General features: G+C 68.9%; 20 protein-coding genes. 15 read left to right on the top strand and 5 right to left on the bottom strand.

Annotated features, from left to right (window positions below; genetic code table 11):
* Positions 1–16: 16 nt before the first annotated feature.
* From PA27867_RS17480 to PA27867_RS17470, 3 genes are read right to left on the bottom strand one after another with little or no spacing between them, the layout of a single operon-like run.
* A complete protein-coding gene (locus PA27867_RS17480) occupies positions 17–889 on the bottom strand; it encodes a universal stress protein (RefSeq protein WP_066598332.1) in 873 nt (290 codons plus the stop codon).
* Complete coding sequence (locus PA27867_RS17475; RefSeq protein WP_157109280.1) at positions 886–2967, bottom strand: primary-amine oxidase; 2082 nt, start codon at positions 2965–2967, stop codon at positions 886–888. The genes PA27867_RS17480 and PA27867_RS17475 overlap by 4 nt, the downstream gene beginning before the upstream one ends.
* The gene (locus PA27867_RS17470) at positions 2964–4406 is read right to left on the bottom strand and encodes an aminobutyraldehyde dehydrogenase (protein WP_066598331.1); all 1443 of its coding nucleotides are present in this window, start codon (positions 4404–4406) and stop codon (positions 2964–2966) included. The genes PA27867_RS17475 and PA27867_RS17470 overlap by 4 nt, the downstream gene beginning before the upstream one ends.
* Positions 4407–4655: 249 nt before the next feature.
* Here PA27867_RS17470 and PA27867_RS17465 point away from each other — a divergent pair, with 249 nt between their 5' ends.
* From PA27867_RS17465 to PA27867_RS17430, 8 genes are all read left to right on the top strand, one after another.
* The gene (locus tag PA27867_RS17465) at positions 4656–6035 is read left to right on the top strand and encodes an LLM class flavin-dependent oxidoreductase (RefSeq protein ID WP_066598330.1); all 1380 of its coding nucleotides are present in this window, start codon (positions 4656–4658) and stop codon (positions 6033–6035) included.
* A 37-nt stretch (positions 6036–6072) separates the two neighbouring features.
* Complete coding sequence (locus PA27867_RS17460) at positions 6073–7095, top strand: methionine ABC transporter ATP-binding protein (RefSeq protein ID WP_066598329.1); 1023 nt, start codon at positions 6073–6075, stop codon at positions 7093–7095.
* Complete coding sequence (locus tag PA27867_RS17455; RefSeq protein WP_157109279.1) at positions 7092–7856, top strand: methionine ABC transporter permease; 765 nt, start codon at positions 7092–7094, stop codon at positions 7854–7856. Before PA27867_RS17460 ends, PA27867_RS17455 begins: the two co-directional genes overlap by 4 nt.
* Positions 7857–8099: 243 nt before the next feature.
* A complete protein-coding gene (locus PA27867_RS17450; protein WP_066598328.1) occupies positions 8100–9011 on the top strand; it encodes a MetQ/NlpA family ABC transporter substrate-binding protein in 912 nt (303 codons plus the stop codon).
* Between the two features lie 214 nt (positions 9012–9225).
* The gene (locus PA27867_RS17445) at positions 9226–10218 is read left to right on the top strand and encodes an intradiol ring-cleavage dioxygenase (RefSeq protein ID WP_066598327.1); all 993 of its coding nucleotides are present in this window, start codon (positions 9226–9228) and stop codon (positions 10216–10218) included.
* A gap of 42 nt (positions 10219–10260) precedes the next feature.
* Complete coding sequence (gene tatA, locus PA27867_RS17440) at positions 10261–10494, top strand: twin-arginine translocase TatA/TatE family subunit (protein WP_066600270.1); 234 nt, start codon at positions 10261–10263, stop codon at positions 10492–10494.
* Positions 10495–10538: 44 nt separating this feature from the next.
* The gene (gene tatC, locus PA27867_RS17435) at positions 10539–11297 is read left to right on the top strand and encodes a twin-arginine translocase subunit TatC (protein WP_066600268.1); all 759 of its coding nucleotides are present in this window, start codon (positions 10539–10541) and stop codon (positions 11295–11297) included.
* Positions 11298–11338: 41 nt separating this feature from the next.
* Positions 11339–11824 (top strand): hypothetical protein, encoded by a 486-nt coding sequence (locus PA27867_RS17430; protein ID WP_066598326.1) that lies wholly within the window; start codon positions 11339–11341, stop codon positions 11822–11824.
* On the opposite strand, the gene PA27867_RS17425 is transcribed toward PA27867_RS17430, so the two are convergent.
* Together PA27867_RS17425 and PA27867_RS17420 are read right to left on the bottom strand one after the other, a co-directional pair.
* Positions 11808–12236 carry a hypothetical protein gene (locus tag PA27867_RS17425; RefSeq protein ID WP_066598325.1) on the bottom strand — a complete coding sequence of 143 codons (429 nt, stop codon included), beginning with the start codon at positions 12234–12236 and terminating at the stop codon, positions 11808–11810. The two genes, PA27867_RS17430 and PA27867_RS17425, sit on opposite strands and share 17 nt — an antisense overlap.
* Before the next feature lie 132 nt (positions 12237–12368).
* Entirely contained in the window at positions 12369–13121 is a 753-nt protein-coding gene (locus PA27867_RS17420) for an SDR family NAD(P)-dependent oxidoreductase (protein ID WP_066600265.1), read from the bottom strand.
* A 200-nt stretch (positions 13122–13321) separates the two neighbouring features.
* Between PA27867_RS17420 and PA27867_RS17415 the strand changes: the two genes are divergently transcribed.
* The 7 genes from PA27867_RS17415 (at position 13322) to PA27867_RS17385 (ending at position 20792) form a co-directional block, all read left to right on the top strand.
* The gene (locus PA27867_RS17415) at positions 13322–14236 is read left to right on the top strand and encodes a VOC family protein (protein ID WP_066598324.1); all 915 of its coding nucleotides are present in this window, start codon (positions 13322–13324) and stop codon (positions 14234–14236) included.
* The gene (locus PA27867_RS17410) at positions 14233–14886 is read left to right on the top strand and encodes an alpha/beta hydrolase (protein WP_066598323.1); all 654 of its coding nucleotides are present in this window, start codon (positions 14233–14235) and stop codon (positions 14884–14886) included. Before PA27867_RS17415 ends, PA27867_RS17410 begins: the two co-directional genes overlap by 4 nt.
* Positions 14887–15010: 124 nt before the next feature.
* On the top strand, positions 15011–15415 hold the full coding sequence (locus PA27867_RS17405; RefSeq protein WP_236900930.1) for a LexA family protein: 405 nt from the start codon (positions 15011–15013) through the stop codon (positions 15413–15415).
* 7 nt (positions 15416–15422) lie between these two features.
* Entirely contained in the window at positions 15423–16733 is a 1311-nt protein-coding gene (locus PA27867_RS21130; protein WP_066598322.1) for a Y-family DNA polymerase, read from the top strand.
* A gap of 87 nt (positions 16734–16820) precedes the next feature.
* On the top strand, positions 16821–18983 hold the full coding sequence (locus tag PA27867_RS17395; RefSeq protein WP_084021284.1) for an ATP-dependent Clp protease ATP-binding subunit: 2163 nt from the start codon (positions 16821–16823) through the stop codon (positions 18981–18983).
* 123 nt (positions 18984–19106) lie between these two features.
* The gene (locus PA27867_RS17390) at positions 19107–19445 is read left to right on the top strand and encodes a hypothetical protein (protein ID WP_157109278.1); all 339 of its coding nucleotides are present in this window, start codon (positions 19107–19109) and stop codon (positions 19443–19445) included.
* Positions 19446–19652: 207 nt separating this feature from the next.
* The gene (locus PA27867_RS17385) at positions 19653–20792 is read left to right on the top strand and encodes a sensor histidine kinase (RefSeq protein ID WP_066598320.1); all 1140 of its coding nucleotides are present in this window, start codon (positions 19653–19655) and stop codon (positions 20790–20792) included.

The raw sequence follows: 20792 nt of genomic DNA, 5'->3' as shown, positions 1-20792 counted from the left end.
ATCGAAGGGGTGCGGGTCAGCTGCGCAGCGAAGTCGGAACGACAACGAGCGGAACCGGCAAGGCATGCAGCATGCGGTGCGCGGTGATGCCGAGGAAGATCGTGCGCGGCGCCGCCAACCGGCTGGAGCCCACGAAGGCGATCTCGTCGGTGCGCCAGTCCAGCGCCTCCACGGCGTCCTCCACGTTCTTGCCGGTGCCGACCTCGGTGGTGATGGTGCCGTGGCTGCGGGAGTGCCGTTCGTAGTACGCCAGGACGGCGTCGAGGTGCGCGGTGCTGCCGGCCGCGGCCGGCGACTGCTTCTCGCGGCTGGCGTCCACCTCCACCAGGGTGACGAACCGCAGGCTGACGTCGAGGTTCTCGGTGAACGCCACGAGCGAGTCCAGCAGGGCCTCCCAGCCGGGCCGGGTGCCGATGGCGCAGGTGATCCGGCTGAGCCGCGCGGGAGCGCGGTAGCCGTGCGGGGCGAGCGCGACGGGCACCGGGGAGGCGTGCAGCAGCGCGTTCGCGACGCTGCCGATGGTGAACCGGTTCAGGATGCCGCCGCGGGCTGCGCCCACCACGATTCGGTCGGAGTCGAGGTCGTCGGCGGCCTGGATCAGGCCCTCCGAGGTGGAGTCCGCCCAGAGCAGGTGGGTACTGGCCGTGACATCGGCGGGAACCCAGCCGGCGGCCTGCTCCAGCCACGCCTTGGCCTGGTCGGCGAGCAGGATCTCGTAGTCACTGCTCGCGGCGTGGATCTTCGCCGGGGCGGCGCTGACCCGTTGCAACACCAGGCAGATGCGCAACTCCGCCGCGGTGAGCCGGGCCATGGCGATGCCCAGCTCGAGGGCGTCGCGGCCGTGGGCGGTGGCTTCGTAGGCCACCACGTAGTTCGGTGTGCGGGTCACGCTGTTCTCCTCGGTTCGGTGCCGGGCGCATCCGGCTCATGGCTGCCGTGCTCGTGCCCGGCGTGCTCGTGCTCGCTGTGATCGTGCTCGCCGTGGTCATGCCCGGCGTGCTCCATTCCCGGTGCGCAGTGCGCCGGGCTCGGCTCCACGTCGAGCGAGGGGTTGCGGTCGAAGAAGCCCACCGGCTTGAGCCAGAACGACACGATGTCGGCCGGCATCACGGGCCATTCCTCCGGCCGGGTGATGTGGTGGATGCCGAAGGTGTACCAGAGCACCACGTCGGTGTCGCGCACCGACCGGCCCGCTGTGATCCACTCGGGCAGGCCGTGGTCGACGCCGCTCTGGTTGACGAACTCGCCGCAGGGCCACCGTTCGCTCTCATCGTTGGGGGTGACCCACACCGTGTGGCCGATCACCTGAGCGCGGAGCAGCGCGGGCGCCGTGGGGTGGAAGAACGACGGGATCGCTCCGCCCGGCACGAGCTTGTACGACACCGGGGTGCCGAGCCCGTTCAGGGTCTGCTCGTTCACCACCTTCCAGGCCCGCTGGGTGTTCCAGTCGAAGTCGTCGAACCCCTCGGTCTCGATCGGGGTGTTCTGCTGGGTGATCGCCAGCCCGAGCGGGTTGGCCTTGTCGATCGGTTCGATGCGGGTCTCGCTGCGGTACACGGTGTTGGCCGGGCCGTCGATGTCCAGGTCCATCCGCGCCACCAGGAAGTGCTGGTGGAAGGGCGCATAGGTGCGCTCGTCGACCAGGGTGCCGTTCGGATGCGGCTGGCCGGGTTCGAGGTGGGTGACCACCATGATCCCGGTCGCGCGCACCTCGCACTCGATGTTGCCGTCCTGGTAGAACCGCCAGTAGACGAGGTACTCGTAGTTGGCCACGGTGACGTGGAAGGAGACCACCAGCCGGCGCATCCGGCGCACCTCGGCGCCGCCGTCGTGGTCCACGTGCTTCCACAGCACGGCGTTGTCCTCCTCGTGGATGCAGAACGCGTTGGGGATCGAGTACGGCTCCCCGGCACTGTTGTGCAGCACGGCGTCGATGTACCGGATCTCGCCCAGGCAGTCGCAGCCGAGCTCGAGCGAGGTGGTCATGAAGCCCAGTCCCCACTCGCCGATGTCGAACGCCGTGCGGCGGAAGTGGTCGACGCTCGGGTCACGGTACGGCACCACCATCTCGGCGAACGACAACCGGTTGGCGACCGGGCGCTCGCGGCCGGCATCCGTGTAGGTCACCCGGTGCAGGGTCATGCCCTCGCGGTAGTTGAAGCCCACCCGCAGCGACCAGTTCTGCCAGCGCACCAGGTTGCCGTCCACGGTGAAGCTCGGACCCTCGGGCTGCACGATGTCCAGCGGCTTCAACGGTGGTCGGGTACTGGCGTTGCGGATGCGCTCGGGCACCAGGTGCGGCACGTACTCGCCCATCCCGTTCGGCGGGTCCACCGTGAAAGTGTCCTCGATCTCGAGCAGGTTCATGGTGTTCACATCGATCACGAAGTGCAGCCCGCTGACCGGCCCGGCGTAGGGGTTAGCCCCGGCCTGGGCGCGCACCCAGACATCCGCCCAGCCCAGCCGCAGCCCCTGGTAGACCTCGGGGATCACGGCGTCGCCGTAGGTCCAGGTGTCGATGAAGACGTTGCTGAGGTCGGTGATGCCGCGTTTGGCGAGGGCCGCCACGACCTCCGGATGCGCCCGCAGCGCCGCGTCCGCCTCCTCCCACTCGTCGACCGTGAAGTTGGCCTGCACGCCGGGCACCTGCTCCCACTCGAGCAGCGCATCGGTGTCGAGCGAGACCACGGCCACCCAGGTGCGGTTCTCCGCGCGGTGCAGCACCACGAGCCGGGCGCGGCGCTCGGGGGCGACCCCGGTGGTCTCGAATGCGGCGACGGCGGCCTTGGCCGGTTCGACGAGTTCGATGGAGGCGAAGCGCCAGCCCTCACCCACTCCGTGCTCCCGGGTGAGGATGGCGGCGGCCTGGGTGAACTCCGCGCCGGTGAGCGGGTCGAGCGGGTGGAAAGTCATTGAATCCCTCTTCTGGTCGGCGTGCGTGGGGCTGGAGTCGGCGGGCGCGCTCATTCGAGTGCGCTCATCACGTGCTTGATGCGGGTGTAGTCCTCCACGCCGTACATGGACAGGTCCTTGCCGTAGCCGGAGTACTTGAATCCGCCGTGCGGCATCTCGGCCGTGAGCAAGATGTGGGTGTTGATCCACACGGCTCCGAAATCGAGGTCGCGGGAGACCCGCAGCGCCCGGGCGTGGTCGCGAGTCCAGACGCTCGATGCGAGCGCGTACCGCACGTCGTTGGCCATGGCGATGGCCTCGGCCTCGGTGCCGAAACTCTGCACGGTGATCACCGGACCGAACGTCTCGTCCTGCACGATCGCATCCCGCTGCCGCACCTGGGTCACCACGGTGGGTTCGAAGAAGTAGCCCGCCTCACCCACCCGGTGGCCGCCCGTGCTGATCACGGCGTGGGCCGGCAGAGCTTCGACCTTTTCGACCACATCGGTGAAGTGCCGCACATTGTTGAGCGGGCCGAAGTAGTTGTCGGCGTCGTCGGCGGAGCCGGTGGTGCGCAGCGCGGCTTCCGCCGAGAAGGCGTCCACGAACTTGTCGTGGATGGTCTCGTGCACGAGCACCCGGGTGATGGCGGTGCAGTCCTGGCCGGCGTTGTAGAAGGCGAAGTCGGCGATGGCGGACGCCACCTTGGCCACGTCCACGTCGGGGAACACCAGCGCGGGCGCCTTGCCGCCGAGCTCGAGGTGGGCGCGCTTGAGGGTGTGCGCGGCACCGGAGGCCACGGCCATGCCCGCCCGCACGCTGCCCGTGATCGACACCAGGCCGGGCACCGGATGCTCCACGATGAACGCGCCGGTCGTGGCGTCGCCGAGCACGATGTTCATCACCCCGTCGGGCAGGATGCCCTGACTGATGCGGGCCAGCTCCAGGGTGGACTCCGGGGTGGTGTCGCTGGGCTTGAGCACCAGGGTGTTCCCGGCCGCCAGGGCCGGCCCGATCTTCCACACGGCCATCAGGAAGGGGAAGTTCCACGGGGTGACCTGGCCCACCACCCCGATGGGCTCCCGGCGCACCCACGAGGTCATGCCCTCGAGGTACTCGCCGGCCGAACGGCCCTCGAGCAGCCGGGCCGCCCCGGCGAAGAAGCGCAGCTGATCGGCGCCGGCGGCCACCTCGTCGGAGGCGATCGTGGCCCGGGGTTGCCCGGTGTTGCGGTGCTGGGCCTCCACGATGGCGTCGCTGTTCGCCTCCACCGCATCGGCGAGCAGCAACAGCGCGCGCTGCCGGTCGGAGGGAGTGCCGTGGCCCCAGGCCGGGAACGCGGCCGCGGCGGCGCGCATGGCGTCGTCCACATCCGCCGCCGTGGAGATCGGCGCCCGGGCGACGATGGTGCCCGTGGTCGGATCGATCACGTCGAGATGAGCGGTTCCGGCCGGCGTGACAAATTGGCCGTTGATGAAATTAGACAGGATCGGGGTGCTCACGGTGCTCCTCATCGACAGAGAAATCGTGTCGGTGCCGCGGTCTCCCGCAACACCGCAGGCAAGATATTTCTCGGCCAGTATGGCACCTGGCCGGGCAAAAAGGCAGGTGCCTCTGAAGCCTGTCGGGATAGCGAAACCGAAGGATCTTGCATCCGCGCACCCAAGAGCGGGTCCGGAATGCAGATGCTTCGGTGTCGCCCAGTGTGACGCCGTGTTTCATGATGGGATGTGCCCGGTCTGCGAAAACGTGAGCATAGGTCCATGCCCAGACAGATCCGCTTCAACGCCTTCGACATGAACTGCGTCGCCCACCAGTCCTCCGGCCTGTGGCGCCACCCCGACGACCGGTCGCAGAGCTACACCGACCTCGCCTACTGGACCGAACTCGCCAAGCTGCTCGAGAAGGGCCGCTTCGACGGCATCTTCCTCGCCGATGTGCTGGGCACCTACGACGTCTACGGCGGCACCAACGAGGCGGCGATCCGCAACGGCGCGCAGATCCCCGTCGCCGACCCGCTGCTGGTGATCCCCGCGATGGCCTACGTCACCGAGCACCTCGGCTTCGGCGTCACCGCCGGCACCGCGTACGAGCACCCGTACCCGTTCGCCCGGCGCATGTCCACGCTCGACCACCTCACCAAGGGACGGGTCGGCTGGAACGTCGTCACCGGGTACCTGCCCTCCGCCGCTCGCAACATGGGCCAGGACGACCAGCTCGAGCACGACGACCGCTACGACTACGCCGACGAGTACCTCGAGGTGCTCTACAAGTTGTGGGAGGGCTCCTGGGAGGACGACGCCGTCGTGCGCGACACCGAGACCGGCGTCTTCACCGACCCGAGCAAGGTGCACTCCATCGGCCACTCCGGCAAGCACTTCCAGGTGCCCGGCATCCACCTCTCCGAGCCCTCGCCCCAGCGCTCGCCCGTGATCTACCAGGCCGGCGCCTCCAGCCGCGGCATCGCGTTCGCCGCGGGCAACGCCGAGGCGATCTTCGTGGCCGCGTCGACCAAGCATGTGCTCAAGGACACCGTCACCAAGCTGCGCGACGCCCTCGAGGCCGCCGGCCGCGACCGCTACTCGGCCAAGATCTACACGTTGCTCACGATCATCACCGACGAGACCAGCGAGAAGGCCCAGGCCAAGTACCTCGACTACCTCAGCTACGCCAGCGAAGAAGGCGCCCTGGTCTTCATGTCCGGCTGGATGGGCGTGGATCTCTCCGGCTACGCCCTCGACGAGCCCATCGGCAACGTCAAGAGCAACGCCATCCAGTCCACCGTGGCCAACTTCCAGGCCGCGAACCACGACGGCTCCGAGTGGACGGTAGGGGACATCGCCCGCGCCGGCGCGATCGGCGGACTCGGCCCGTTCATCGTCGGCTCCGGCAGCGAGATCGCCGACCAGCTCGAGGAGTGGGCCGACGAGACGGATGTGGACGGGTTCAACCTGGCCTACGCCATCACGCCCGGCACCTTCGAAGATGTGGTCACCTGGGTGGTGCCCGAGCTGCAGAAACGCGGCGTGTACCCCACCGAGTACACCGAGGGCACGCTGCGGCAGAAGCTGCACGGCCGCGGCGACCGCCTCCCCGACGAGCACCGCGGCGCGAACTACCGCGTCGGCGTGCCCGTCGTCTGATTCGCCAGCCCACCCATCCGCTCGACAGGAGCCCCGCATGATCAGCCTCGAACAGCTGACCAAGGTCTACGGCCACGGTGACGCGCAAACCGTGGTGCTCGACCGCCTCGACTTCAGCGTCGACGCCGGCGAGATCTTCGCCGTCGTCGGCCCGAGCGGGGCCGGCAAGAGCACCCTGGCGCAGTGCGTCAACCTGCTCGAGCGTCCCACCAGCGGGTCGGTGCTGGTGAACGGCGAGAACCTCTCCCAGCTCAGCGAGAAGCAGCTGCGGGTGGCGCGCCGCCGCATCGGCACCATCTTCCAGTCGGATGGCCTCTACTCGCGGCGCACCGCCGCTGCGAACGTGGCGCTGCCGTTGGAGTACCTCGGTGTGACCGCCGCGGAGACCCGCGCCCGGGTGGCCGAACTGCTCGACCGCGTCGGGCTCTCGAACAAGGCCGGGCACTACCCGCACCAGCTCTCCGGCGGCCAGCGGCAGCGGGTGGGCATCGCCCGCGCGCTGGCGCTGCGCCCCAGTGTGCTGCTCAGCGACGAAGCCACCTCGGGCCTCGACCCCGACTCCACCCGGTCGATCGTGGCGCTGCTCAAGGAGCTCCGCGACGACCTGGGCCTGTCGATCCTCTTCATCACCCACGAGATGGACACCGTGCTGCAGGTCGCCGACTCCGTCGCGCGCCTCGACCACGGTCGCATCGTGGAAAGCGGCCGCATCGTCGAGCTGCTGCGCAATCCAGCGTCGGGGCTCGGCCGGGCGCTGCGCCCGGCGCGCGCGCACGAGAGCGCTCCTGCCGACGCCACCGAATGGTTCGTCAGCTACACCTCCGCGCACGTGCCGGCCGACTGGCTCACCCGGCTCGCCGACCAGCTCGGCACCACGGTGTCGCTGCTCGGCGCCTCCATCGAGACCGTCGACGGCGCCACGGTGGGGCACGCCAGCATCGGTGTCACCGGCGCCGACCGCGAGCACCTCATCACGGTGGCCCGCAGCCTGGGGCTCGACGCCCGCCCGGAGCCAGCCGGTGAGTCCCGGCCGGCCGAGATCCTGGAGAAGGTCGCATGAGCATCCTGAACGGCGTCGTGCACCTGAACAGCGTGCACCTGAACAACAACGTCCCGCTGGCCGAGATCCCCGCGCTGGTCTTCCCCGCGCTGCTCGACACCCTGATCATGGTGGGCATCGTCATGGCGATCGTCGTGCTCGTCGGCATCCCGCTCGGCGCCCTGGTGCACAACCTCGCCCCCGGCGGCCTGTTCGAGAACCCCGCCCTGCACACCACGCTCAGCTGGATCGTGAGCATCGGGCGCTCGCTGCCGTTCCTGATCCTGATGGCCGCGATCGTGCCGTTCACCCGGTTCATCACGGGCACCAACATCGGCATCGCGGCGGCCGTCGTGCCCATGTCGATCGCCGGAATCGCGTTCTTCACCCGCATCGTGGAGAACTCCCTGCGCGGTGTGCCGCCCACCCTGGTGCGGGTCGCCAAGGCCTCGGGGGCGTCGCCGTTGCAGATCATCCGCACCGCCCAGCTCAGCGAGGCCCTGCCGTCGATCATCGGCGGCCTCACCATCAACACCATTGCCATGATCGAGTACTCCGCCATCGCCGGCACCATCGGCGCCGGCGGCATCGGCTACGTCGCGGTCACCTACGGCTACCAGCGCTTCGACAACACCGTGATGCTCGCCACGATCGTGATCCTCGTGGCGACGGTCGCGTCGGTGCAGCTGATCGGCGACCGCCTGGTGCGCCTGACCACCCCGCACGCCCGCACCGAGGCTCGCGCACCTCGCGCCGCCCGCCGCGAAGCGAGCCTGGTATGAACCGGCCGGCTGCCGTGACGACGCGGATGCCCGCCGTCTCGCCGCGCCGAATGCCCGGGGCGACCTGTCCGGCCTGCTGCATCTCCTGAGCGCCCGGCCCGACCCGCCCCCTCTCACCTGACTGACCCGCCCGGCGGGCCGGCACTCGCCTGCGCGCGCTTCCCGCGCCCGCCCGCGCTTTTCTCACCCGTTTTCCCACCCCGCACCCCTGCACAGCACGCAGACCACTCCGAAGGAAACCCCATGTCTACTCCCACCTCCTCCACGCCCGCCGCCGAGCCGCACGGCTTCGCACTCAAGAAGCGCCGCCGCTGGCCCTGGGTCGCCGGTATCGCCGTCGTGGTCGTCGGCGCCGCCGCGGCGATCACCGTCCCGCTGCTCAACCCGCCCACCTCCGCCAACGCCACCGAGGGCGCCACCCTCATCGTCGCCACCGCCGAGGGCAACGCCGCCGAGCAGGCACTGGTCAACTTCGTCGCCGAGGAGGTCGCGCCCAAGTACGGCATCACCGTGAAGTTCAAGGGCCTCTCCGACAGCAACACCATCAACCGCGCCGTGAGCGAGGGCGAGGTAGCCGGCACGGTCTACCAGCACAAGCTCTGGCTCAGCCAGGTTCTCGAGTCCAACCCCGACTTCAAGGAAACCGCCGCCACCCCGGTGTTCCGCTGGGGCTTCGGGCTGTGGAGCGACAAGTACACCAGCGTCGACCAGGTGCCCGACGGCGGTACCGTGTCGCTGTACTCCGATCCCGCCAACGAGGCCCAGGGCCTGTGGCTGCTGCAGGAGGCCGGACTCATCACGTTGAAGGACGGCACCACCGCCGGCACCGCCACCCAGGACGACATCGCCACCAACCCGAAGAACCTGAAGTTCACCCTGCTCGACTTCGCCGCGCAGTCCCGCGCCCTGCCCGACCTCGACCTCGCGGCCGGCTACACCGAGTACTACCTGGCCGCGAGCATCCCGATCGAGCAGCAGATCTTCGCCCCGGCCGCGCCCGACGAGTTCGCCGGCCAGCTCACCATCGGCAGCGACTTCGCCGACACCGAGAACATCAAGAACCTCGTCGCCGCCTTCAAGGACCCGGCGGTGCAGGAGTTCCTGGCCACCGACCCCACCGTGAAGGGCATCCTGCTCCCCATCGACGCGAAATAACCCGCGCACATCCCGCGAATGCGGCTGTGAACCTCGCGAAAGCGGTCGTGTGGTCACTTGGGGACACCCGAGGCGACCACACGGCCGCTTTCGCGCAACTGTTCCGCGGACACGCTCCATAGGAAAGGCATAGCCGGGCCATAGCAGGCTGCCTGGACAGATCCCCAGGATAGGTGACACGCAAGAACGACCGCCACCTATTCGAGAGGCAGCCATGAGCCGCATCCCTGAACCCGAATCAACCCCGGACGGCCCCGCCTACGAGGGCCGCCTGCTCGACCGCGTCGACGACGAGGTCGTCGACCATGGCGTCGCCTTCGACATTCGCACCCTGATCAGCCGCCGCAATGTCCTCAGCCTGATCGGTGTCGGCGCGGGCGCCGTGGCGTTGGCGGCCTGCACCACGGATGCCTCCGGGAGCAGCTCCACCTCGACGGCCGCAGCGACGGGCACATCGACGGGCACCGCCACGACCGCCACCGGCGAGATCCCCGATGAGACGGCCGGCCCGTACCCGGGCGACGGCTCCAACGGGGTGAACGTGCTCGAGGAATCCGGCATCGTGCGCAGCGACATCCGCTCCAGCATCGGCGGCGGGCTGACCGCCGAGGGTGTGCCCATGACGTTCACCCTCACGGTGCTCGACATGAACAACGACGATGCCCCCTTCGCGGACACCGCGGTGTACGTCTGGCACTGCGACGCGGCCGGTGGGTACTCGATGTATTCCGACGGCATCGAGGACGAGACCTACCTGCGCGGCGTGCAGGTCGCCGACAACGACGGGAAGGTCAGCTTCACCTCGATTTACCCAGCCTGTTACACGGGACGCTGGCCGCACATCCACTTCGAGGTCTACCCGGACATCGACTCGATCTCGGATGCCGCCAACGCCATCGCCACGTCGCAGGCGGCGCTGCCCGAAGACATCAGCAGCACCGTCTACGAGCTGGCCGCCTACGCCGGATCGACCGCGAACCTCGCGCAGGTCACCCTCGACAATGACAACGTCTTCGGTGACGACGGCGGGGCCCTCCAGCTCGCCAGCGTGACCGGCGACAGCACCTCCGGCTACATCGTCAACCTCACCGCCCGCGTGGACACCACCACCACACCCACCGCGGGCTCCTCGCCCGACGGCGGCGGTGGTGGCGGCACCCCGCCGAGCGGCGGCGCGGGCGGCGGCGGAACCCCGCCCAGCCAGTAATCGACCAGATACCTCTTAGATAAGGACCCCGAGCTCATGGGACTGCTCCAGAACCTCACCGGATGGCACGCCATCATCATCCTCGTCGTCATCCTGCTGCTCTTCGGCTCGACCAAGCTCCCCGCTCTGGCCAAGAGTGTCGGGCAGTCGATGAAGATCTTCAAGACAGAGATCCGCGAGGCCAAGACACCGGCCGACGCCGAGACGGCTGTCGAGCCCGACGAGCCCGTCGGCGAACCGGCGGCGCGGCCGGTCGTCGCGATCGACGGGCGCTGATCGGGATGGGCGTGCGGACGTCGCCGGCGACCGAGCCGGGACTGATGCCCCTCGCTGGGCATCTGATCGAGGCTCGCACGCGTCTCTTCCGCGCGTCCATCGCGGTCGCGGTCGCCGTGGTCGCCGGCTACCTCTTCTCCGACCTGATCCTCGACGTGCTCCGCGGCCCCGTCGTGGCCCTGGCCGAGTCGCGTAACGCCACCCTCAACTACGGCAGCGTCAGCGGCGCCTTCGAGCTCAAGGTGAAGATCGCCCTTTACGCCGGCCTCGTGCTGGCCAGCCCGGTATGGCTGTACCAGCTCTTCGCCTTCTTCGCACCCGCCCTGACCCGGCGGGAGAAGCGGTACACCGTCGGGTTCGTGGCTTCCGCCGTCCCGCTGTTCCTGGCCGGATGCGTCGCCGGGTTCTGGCTATTCCCGCACGTCGTGGAACTGCTCGCCGGATTCGCCTCCACCTCGGACAGCACCATCCTGGAGGCCTCCTACTACTTCGACTTCGTCATGAAGCTCGTGCTCGCGGTGGGTGTGGCGTTCGTGCTCCCGGTGTTCGTGGTGCTCCTGAACTTCATGGGCGTGCTGCCGGGCATCTCGATCGTGCGCGGCTGGCGCGTGGTGCTGGTGGCCATCGTGCTGTTCTGCGCCCTGGCTACTCCGGCCGCCGATGTCATGTCGATGTTCCTGCTCGCGGTGCCCATGGCGGCGCTCTTCGCCGCCGCGGCCGGGATCGCCCTACTCCATGACCGTCGGGCCGCCCGCCGGGTTGCCGCACTCGCTGCCGGAGCGCGCGCGTCCGTGACAGCCTGACCGTTCCTACCGCCCTCACGCCCGCCAGACAAGGAGACCCCATGCTCGGCCTCAGCTTTGAGAAACTCATCGTCGTCGCGATGATCGCCGTCTTCGTCCTCGGCCCCGACCGCCTGCCCCTCTATGCCGGCAAGCTGGCGGCGCTCGTGCAGAGCCTGCGGGGGCGCACCGACGCCGCCAAGGCCCGGGTCAAGCAGGAACTCGGCGACGACTTCGACATCGCAGAGTGGAAACAGCTCGACCCGCGTCAGTACGACCCGCGCCGCATCATCCGCGAGGCGCTCGCAGAGCAGCCCGCCCCCATGACGCAGCCTGAGCCTCAGCCGCGACAGGAACCACAACCGCAACCGCAACCGGAGTCGAGCATTGCCCGGCTCATGCGCACCTCGCTCAGCCGCGCGGCCGAAACCGCCGAGCGAACCGTCGAGCGACCTGCCGCCGCATCGGCCGCCGACGCCGTTCCCCTCCCGGAGAGCGCGGGCTCGGTCGAGGTTGTCGCGGTCGGGGAGGTCAGCCTCGTCCGATGATGCCGATGATCAGGTTGACGACCCCGATCGCGGCGATCGGGTAGGGCCAGAAGCGCACGGGGATGAAGAAGAACGTCGATGACGGGCGCGTCCAGATCTGCTGGCCGGTCTCCTGGTTCACCACGGCCACGGGTCGGTGGGTGACTTTCACACCACGCTCGTTGATTGCGGGTTCGGGCAGCTGCTGGTAGACGAACGACGGCCGGGCCTTGTCGAGGCGCGGTAACACGTACTTCGAGAAGGCCCACAGGGCCGCGGCGCCGAGAACGAAGCCGGTGCCGAGGAATGTGTTCGTGGCCGGCTCGTTCGAACCGACGGCAGGGGCGAACACGCCCTTGAGGGCGAATCCGAGCCCGACCGACAGGCCGAAGAAGACGAAGACGAGAATGCCCCAGCGGGTCCAGATGATCATGGTTCACGGTATCGGGGCACGTCGCTCCTCACCATGGGCAGCGGTACCCCCGCCGGTCACGCGAAAGCGGCCATATGGTCACTTCGGGTCACCCGAAGCAACCACATGGCCGCTTTCGCGACCGCCGTGGGGTTACTGGGCGGAGTAGCCGCCGTCGACGAGGTGGTAGCTGCCGGAGATGAAGGAGGCGGCGTCACTGAGCAGGAACAGCGTGAGCGCGGCGACCTCCTTGTCGGTGCCGAGGCGGCGGGAGGCGTGCTGTGCCTCGAGGGCGGTCAGCGCCTCGGGGGAGAGGCTCGAGCGCACCAGCGGGGTGTCGATGAAGCCGGGTCCGACGGCGTTCGTGCGCACGCCATCCGCCGTGTATTCGAGGGCGGCGACCTTGGTGAGGCCGATCAGCGCGTGCTTGCTGGTGACGTAGGCGGCGTTCTCCGCGATGCCGACCGAGCCGAGCACGCTGGCCATGTTCACCACGGCGCCGCCGCCGGCGGCGACGATCGCAGGCAGCTGGAACTTGAGGCCGTAGAAGACGCCGTCGAGGTCCACCGCGCGCACGCGGTCCCAGGCGGCGATGTCGTAGTCGCCGATCTTCTGCGGTGCGGCACCGATGCCGGCGTTGTTCACGGCCAGGTGCAGGGCGCCGAAGGTCGTCTGGGCGAACGCCACGGCCGCTTCGGAGTCCTCCCACTTCGCGGTGTTCTGGCTGAAGGCGGCTGCCTTCCCGCCGGCGGCGATGATCTCGTCGACGACGCTCTGCGCGGCCTCGAGCTTGATGTCGGTGACCACGACCGAGGCACCCTCAGCGGCAAGCTCCCGGGAGATTTCCGCGCCGATACCGCTTCCGCCGCCGGTGACGATCGCTACCTTGTTCTCGAACCTGGTCATGATGACCACTTCCAATCTGATCTGTATAGATGTACTTCGCACAGCGTTGAACTGCATGCGTTCGTATAGAGGAAACCGTGATCGGCCTCGCCCTATTCCGACACGACTCTGGCCGACTGTCACATTAGTTGCAGCTACAAGCATCTCTGATATGGTTGTAGATACAAGCAACGCCATCCACCACAGCCGGGAGCGAAATCATGAGCGTCGACCTGAACCAGCGGATTCTCAACGCCGACACCTCGATGGGCGCGGTGACGCTGCGGGTCGGCGATCTCGAGACGATGTCGGACTACTACTCCCGGGCGTTCGCCATGGAGCCCTTTGAGGAGCGCAGCCGCTCCCGCGAGGTGCACCGTGTGCTCGGGCGGGGCGCGACGCCGCTCGTGCGGCTGATCCACACTCCGGACCTGCCCGGCGTGGACCCCCGCCAGGCCGGACTGTTCCACACCGCGTTCCTCTTCGAGACTCCCGAAAGCCTCGCCGCCACGGTCTACCGTGCCGCACAGGACCCGCGCAGCCGCTTCATCGGATCCAGCGACCACCTCGTGAGCGAGGCGTTCTACTTCACCGACCCGGAGGGCAACGGCGTGGAGCTGTACACCGACCGTGACCGCGACACCTGGATCCACGACGGCGAGCAGATCCGGATGGCCACCGAGTACCTCGATCCCAACGCCTACCTGCAGACGCACCTCGACCAGAGGGCCATGGATGCCGGCCCCGCCCTACCCGGCGTCGTTGGCCACGTGCACCTGCAAGTCGGCGACCTGCAGACCGCGCGGGCGTTCTACGTCGACGCGATCGGATTCGAGGCCACCCAGGGTAGCTACCCGGGCGCGCTCTTCGCCTCGGCCGGCGGCTACCACCACCACATCGCCATGAACACCTGGAACAGCCGCGGCTCGGGTCCGCGCGCGGCGAGCCTGGGCCTCGGTGATGTCTCGGTGACCGTGCCCACGCCGGCCGACCTGCAGTCCCTGACCGCGCGCCTGACCGCCCGCTCGATCCCATTCGCCGGTGACGGCCGCTCGGTGTCGATCACCGACCCCTGGGGCACGCAGGTCACGGTCTCGCTGCCCGACGTCTCCACCGACGAACTCATCGCCCGATGATCGCGCAGCGCTCCGGCATCCGTTCGCCCGGATGGGCCGCGAATGCGGCCGAGGCATCCGCCGTGGTCCTGCTGCTGCACGGCTATGGGTCGAACGAGTCCGACCTGGCCGGGCTCGCGCCGGCGCTGAGGCTCGCCCTGCCGTGGGCGGCCCTGCGCGCCCCGCTCGAGCTGGGCAACGGGGGCGCGGCGTGGTTCACCATCACGACCCCCGGAAACCCGGACGCGGAGCCCGTCGCCCAGGCCACGGACGCGATCTGGGGCTGGGTCGACGCCAACCTGGCCTCCACCACCTTGGTGATCCCCATCGGCTTCTCGCAGGGTGGCCTGATGACCAGCCAACTTCTGCGCACCCGGCCCGAGCGGGTCCTGGCGCCCGTCGTGCTCGGCGGCTTCGTGCTCGGTGCGGACCAGCCCGGCGACGCGACCCTCGCCGGGACCCGCCCACCGGTGTTCTGGGGCCGCGGCACCGACGACCGCGTCATCGGGGAGCCCGCGATCGCGCGTACGAGCGCGTTCCTGCCGACCCACTCGAGCCTGGTCGAGCGGAGATACCCGGGCCTGGCGCACGGAATCAACGCCGCCGAGATCGACGACGTGCGGTCGTTCCTGGCGCTGAACGCCGGCGCCGAATCCGTCACCGTCGGATGACGGCTTCCTGCGTCAAGGTCGACCGGCACGCGAGACAATAGGAGGAGCGCGAACGACTGGCAGCGTCGCAGAAGGGAATCACGCCGTGCACGCAGTGAACCCGATCGTCCGGCCGGTCTCCGGGGTGTCGGCGGATACCGGCCAGCGCTTCATCCAGGAAGCACTCGAGTCCGTACACGCCGGTTTCCCCTCCCCGGCGCAGGGCTACTACAACGGCCCTGTCGACCTCAACCGGCATCTGATCCGGGATCCCACCTCCACGTTCATCGTGCGGGTGAGCGGCGACAGCATGACCGGCGCCGGAATCTTCGACGGCGACGAGGTCATCGTCGACCGGTCCCTCGAGGCCCGCGACGGCAGCGTGGTGATCGCGGTGGTCGACAACGAACTCACCATCAAGCGGCTCCGCCTCGACGGCGACACCGTGCGCCTGGTGCCCGAGAACCCGGCCTACCCCGACATCGTGCTGCACGAGCTGAGCGAACTGTCGGTGTGGGGCGTCGTCACCAGGTGCCTGCACCGTGTCTAGCCATACCGTGTCTAGCCATACCGGGTCTAGCCGTACCGGGTCCCAGCCGCCCTCCATCGCGATCGTCGACGCGAACAATTTCTACGTCTCCTGCGAGCGCATCTTCGACCCGCGCCTCGAGGGCAAGCCGGTGGTCGTGTTGTCGAACAACGACGGATGCGTCATCGCCCGCTCGCAGGAAGCGAAGACCCTCGGCATCGACATGGCGGCGTCGTGGCAGAGCATCGCCGCCGAAGCCGCAGCCAAGGGCGTCATCGCTCGCTCCAGCAACTACGAGCTCTACGGCGACATCTCCGCCCGATGCGTGGAGCTGCTCGGCCGGTTCACCTCCTCGCAGGAGGTGTACTCCATCGACGAGAGCTTCATCCGGCTCACCGGCAGCGCCGAGCAGGTCAGCGGGATCGCCCGGGAGATCCGCGTGGCCACCAAGAAGATGATCGGCCTGCCGGTGAGCATCGGCATCGCGTCGAGCAAGACCCTGGCCAAGCTGGCGAACCGGGGCTCCAAGTCATCCGCGGCGCTGCAGGGGGTCTGCAACTTGGGTTCCTATGCCCCGGCGCAGGTCACCGCGATTCTCGCGTCGGTGGACGCGAGCGACGTGTGGGGGATCGGCTCCCGCACGGCACAGAAGCTGGCGGGGATGGGCATCCACACGGCGGCCGACCTGCGCGACACCGACGCCGTGCAACTGCGCCGGCGGTTCGGGGTGAACCAGGAGCGGGTGGTGCAGGAGCTGCGCGGCGTCGACTGTCTGCCGCTGGAGGAGGAACGGTCGGACCGGGAGCAGATCCAGTTCTCCCGTTCGTTCGCCGTGCCGATCAGCACCGTGGCCGAGCTCGAAGAGGTGCTCTCGGTCTACACGCAGCGGGCCGCCGCCCGGCTGCGCGAGCAGGGCTCGCTGGCCCGCATGATGGGCTGCACGGCCTCGACATCGCCGTTCCGGGACAACCATGTCAGCCACGCCGTCTCGCTCGCGTTCCCCGACCCCACCGACGACCCGGTGCAGATGTACCGGGCCGCCATCACCGCGCTCGGCCCGCAGCTGCAGGCCGGCCAGCAGTACGTGCGGGTGGGCGTGAGCCTGTACGAGTTCTCGTCGCGCGACTCGCACGCCAGCCTCGACATCTTCGGCACCGCGCCGGCCCCGTTCGCGGCCGGCGCGGTGCTCGACTCCATCGCCGCCAAGTACGGCCAGGAGAACCTGGGTCTCGGCCGGGCCGGCCTCAAGACCAACCGGGCCTGGACCATGCGCCGCGAGATGGTGTCCCCACGGGCCACCACGCACTGGGACGAACTCATCACTGTCGCTGCCAAGTGAGGTGCGCTCGCGACCGCTAGCGCATCCGCCGCCCTCGCTGTAAACTTGAGTCGAGTCAACTCAAGTATTTGCGAAGGATGTTTGTACATGGCCAACATGCAGGGCGCCCCCGGAACCGACGAGAAGCAGAAGACCGCGCTGGAACAGTACGGCGTGAACCTCACCGAAATTGCCAAGAGCGGCAAACTCGACCCCGTGATCGGGCGTGACGCCGAGATCCGCCGGATCAGCCAGGTGCTCACCCGCCGCACCAAGAACAATCCTGTGCTCATCGGCGAACCCGGGGTGGGCAAGACCGCCGTGGTGGAGGGCCTGGCCCAGCGCATCGTGGCCGGCGACGTGGCCGACTCGCTCAAGGACAAGCAGCTCGTGGCCCTCGACCTGGCCGCGCTCGTGGCCGGAGCCAAGTACCGAGGCGAGTTCGAGGAGCGGCTCAAGGCCGTGCTCAAGGAGATCAACGACGCCGACGGGCAGATCATCACCTTCGTCGACGAACTGCACACCCTGATGGGCGCCGGCGGTGGCGAAGGCTCCGTCGCCGCATCCAACATGCTCAAGCCCATGCTCGCCCGTGGCGAACTGCGGCTGATCGGCGCCACGACGCTCAACGAGTACCGCGAATTCATCGAGAAGGATGCCGCGCTCGAGCGCCGCTTCCAGCCCGTGCTCGTGGACGAACCGACTGTTGAAGACACCGTCGCCATCCTCCGCGGTCTCAAGGAGCGCTACGAGGCGCACCACAAGGTCTCCATCGCGGACGCCGCGCTGGTCGCCGCGGCCGCGCTGTCGAACCGGTACATCACCGCCCGGCAGCTGCCCGACAAGGCCATCGACCTGATCGACGAGGCCGCCAGCCGACTGCGGATGGAGATCGACTCCTCGCCGGTGGAGATCGACGAACTGCGCCGCAGCGTCGACCGGCTCAAGCTCGAGGAACTGGCCCTGAAGAAGGAGAAGGACGACGCCTCCAAGGCCCGCCTGGAGAAGCTGCGCGAAGACCTGGCCGAGCGGCAGGAGAAACTCGGCGAGCTGCAGGCCCGCTGGGACAAGGAACGGTCCTCGCTCAACCGGGTCGGCGACCTGCGCAAGCGCCTCGACAGCGCGAAGAGCCAGGCCGAGGTGGCCGAACGTCGCGGCGACCTGGAAAAGGCCTCCCGGCTGCTCTACGGCGACATCCCGGTGATCCAGCGCGAACTCGCCGAGGCCGAGCAGACCGAGCAGGAGGGCGCCCGGATGGTGGGCGACCAGGTCACCGCCGAAGACATCGCCGCCGTCGTGGCCGCGTGGACCGGTATCCCGGTGGGCCGGCTGCTGCAGGGGGAGACCGAGAAGCTGCTCAACCTCGAGGGTGAACTGGGCCACCGGCTGATCGGCCAGAAGCAGGCCGTGCGCGCCGTGGCCGACGCCGTGCGCCGCAGCCGGGCCGGTATCTCCGACCCCGACCGTCCCACCGGTTCGTTCCTCTTCCTCGGCCCCACGGGCGTGGGCAAGACCGAACTGGCCAAGGCGCTCGCCGAGTTCCTCTTCGACGATGAGAAGGCCATGGTGCGCATCGACATGAGCGAGTACGGCGAGAAATTCTCCGTGTCCCGCCTCGTCGGCGCCCCTCCCGGCTACATCGGCTACGAGCAGGGCGGCCAGCTCACCGAGGCGGTGCGCCGCCGGCCCTATTCGGTGATCCTCTTCGACGAGGTGGAGAAGGCGCACCCCGAGGTGTTCGACGTGCTGCTGCAGGTGCTCGACGACGGCCGGCTCACCGACGGCCAGGGCCGCACGGTCGACTTCCGCAACACCATCCTGGTGCTCACCTCCAACCTCGGCTCGCAGTACCTGGTCGACCCCACCCTGAGCTGGGAGGAGAAGGAGCAGGCCGTGCAGCAGATGGTGCGGCAGGCGTTCAAACCCGAGTTCGTCAACCGGCTCGACGACATCGTGGTGTTCTCGTCGCTGTCCACCGACGACCTCGCGCAGATCGTGGAGCTCTACGTCGACCGGCTGCAGCGCCGGCTGAGCGAACGCAGGCTCGAGCTGGCGGTGACCCCGGATGCCCGCGCCTGGCTGGCCGAGCGCGGCTACGACCCGATCTATGGGGCCCGGCCGTTGCGGCGGTTGATGCAGACCGAGATCGACGACAGGCTGGCGACGGCGTTGCTGGGCGGGAGCATCCGCGATGGTGAGACCGTTCTGGTGGACCTCGCCGAGAACGGCGAGTCGCTCACGGTGTCGCCGACGCCGCTCGGGCACGCCTGAGGTACGCTTCCCCGGCGGAAGAATGTCCCCGAAAAGGGGGACATTTGCGCCCGGACCTGCTTGAATGCTGAAGAGGGCGGGCGAGTGCGCCGGTGACGCCTCAGCCAGCGTGAGGATCGTCGATTGTCGCAAGCCCCTGAGTGGCCCGTTCCTGATTTTGTGGAGCCGCGCACGCGGGAAGTTCCCTATGCGCAGATCCCGTTCCTCGCCGGGGTACTCGTCATCGTGGCGTTCGCCGCCGCCGGCGCACCGGACACCCTGTCCAAGACCGGATTCCTGGTGGGGCTGGCCCTCGCTGTCGCCGTGACCGTGGCGGGCCTGGTCGTGCCGTGGGAACGGCACGGCTATCAGTGGCTCGTGATCGTGCCGCTCGTGGACGTGCTCGTGGTCGCCTTCCTCCGCGACGGTGTGCGGGAAACCCTGCCGGCCGTGAGCATGCTCGTCGTCGTGCCGGTGCTGTGACTGGCCTACGGTTTCGCCTGGTGGGCGCTCGGCCTGGCGCTGGTCGGCGCGTTCTTCGTCGGCGTCTTCCCCCTGTTCCAGATCGGCGAGCTGCCCACGGATGCGATCGGCTGGGCGAACGTCCTGCTGCTGCCGATCACGACGTCGTTCATCGCCATCACGGCCCGGGTCGCCGCCAACGGTCTGCGCGCCCAGCAACGCCGGCTGGTGGTGGTGTCCCGGGAGCTGCGGGACGCGTTGCTCGAGACCACCGACCGGCAGGCCACCTTCGAGGCGGTGATGGACACCGTCGATGCCGGGATCGAGCTCTACAACCCGCAGGGCGAGGTGGTGCTGAGCAACGCCGCCGCCCGCAGGTTGGCCGTGCGCACCGACTCGGCCACCGGCGGCTACGGCAGGGACGCCTCCCTGGTCTTCGACGTGGACCGCACCACCCTCGTCTCCCTCGACGACCAGATCGCCGCCAGGGCCCTGCGCGGCGATCTCGTGGCCAAGCGGGTCTACTGGGTCGGCGGACACGACGATCAGAGCGCCATCATCGCCTCCTCCGGGGTGGTCGAACGGGAGAACGGGTACGCCCTCGGCACGGTCGTGGTCGCCACCGACGTCACCCCGCTGGTGGAAGCGATCGCCGTGCGCGACGACTTCCTCGCCACCGTGTCGCACGAGCTGCGCACCCCGCTCACGTCGATCATCGGCTACCTCGACCTCATCGACGCCGAGGAGCTCGGCATCACCATGGAGATCGGTGTGATCGAGCGGAACGCCGAGCGCCTGCTCTCGGTGATCGCGCATCTTCTCAGCGCCACCGACGGCCAGCCGGCGATCCACCGGGTCGACGCCGACCTCGGCCTCATCCTGCAGTCGTGCCTGGACACCGCCATGCCGCGCGCGCAGTCCGCCGGCGTGACCATCAGCGCCCGGCCGGGCGCGGTGGTGTTCGCCGAGGTCGACCCGGTGGCCATCGAACAGGTCATCGACAACCTGCTCACCAACGCCATCAAGTTCTCCCGGCCGCAGGGCGCCGTCACGCTCAGCGTCGACATCGAGGGCACGGATGCGGTGCTGCGCGTGACCGACAACGGCGTGGGCCTCAGCGCGGAGGACGCGCGGCAGGTCTTCGACAGGTTCTTCCGCGCCCGCACCTCCACCGAGCTGGCGATCCCCGGAATGGGCCTGGGCCTGGCGATCGTGCGCGCTTTCGTCACCGCGCATTCCGGCGTGGTCGAGCTCAGCAGCGTCCTCGGCGAGGGCACCACCGTCACCGTGCGCCTCCCGCTCCGCCCCGCCGCCCCCGCCGACGAGGCTCCCGCCCCTGTCCTCGCGAGTTCCCCACAACACTCGTGA

This window comes from Cryobacterium arcticum (genome assembly GCF_001679725.1).
Classification (GTDB): domain Bacteria; phylum Actinomycetota; class Actinomycetes; order Actinomycetales; family Microbacteriaceae; genus Cryobacterium; species Cryobacterium arcticum_A.
The sequence above is the reverse complement of the archived record's forward strand: the minus strand, read 5'-3'. Positions and strand labels throughout refer to the sequence as shown.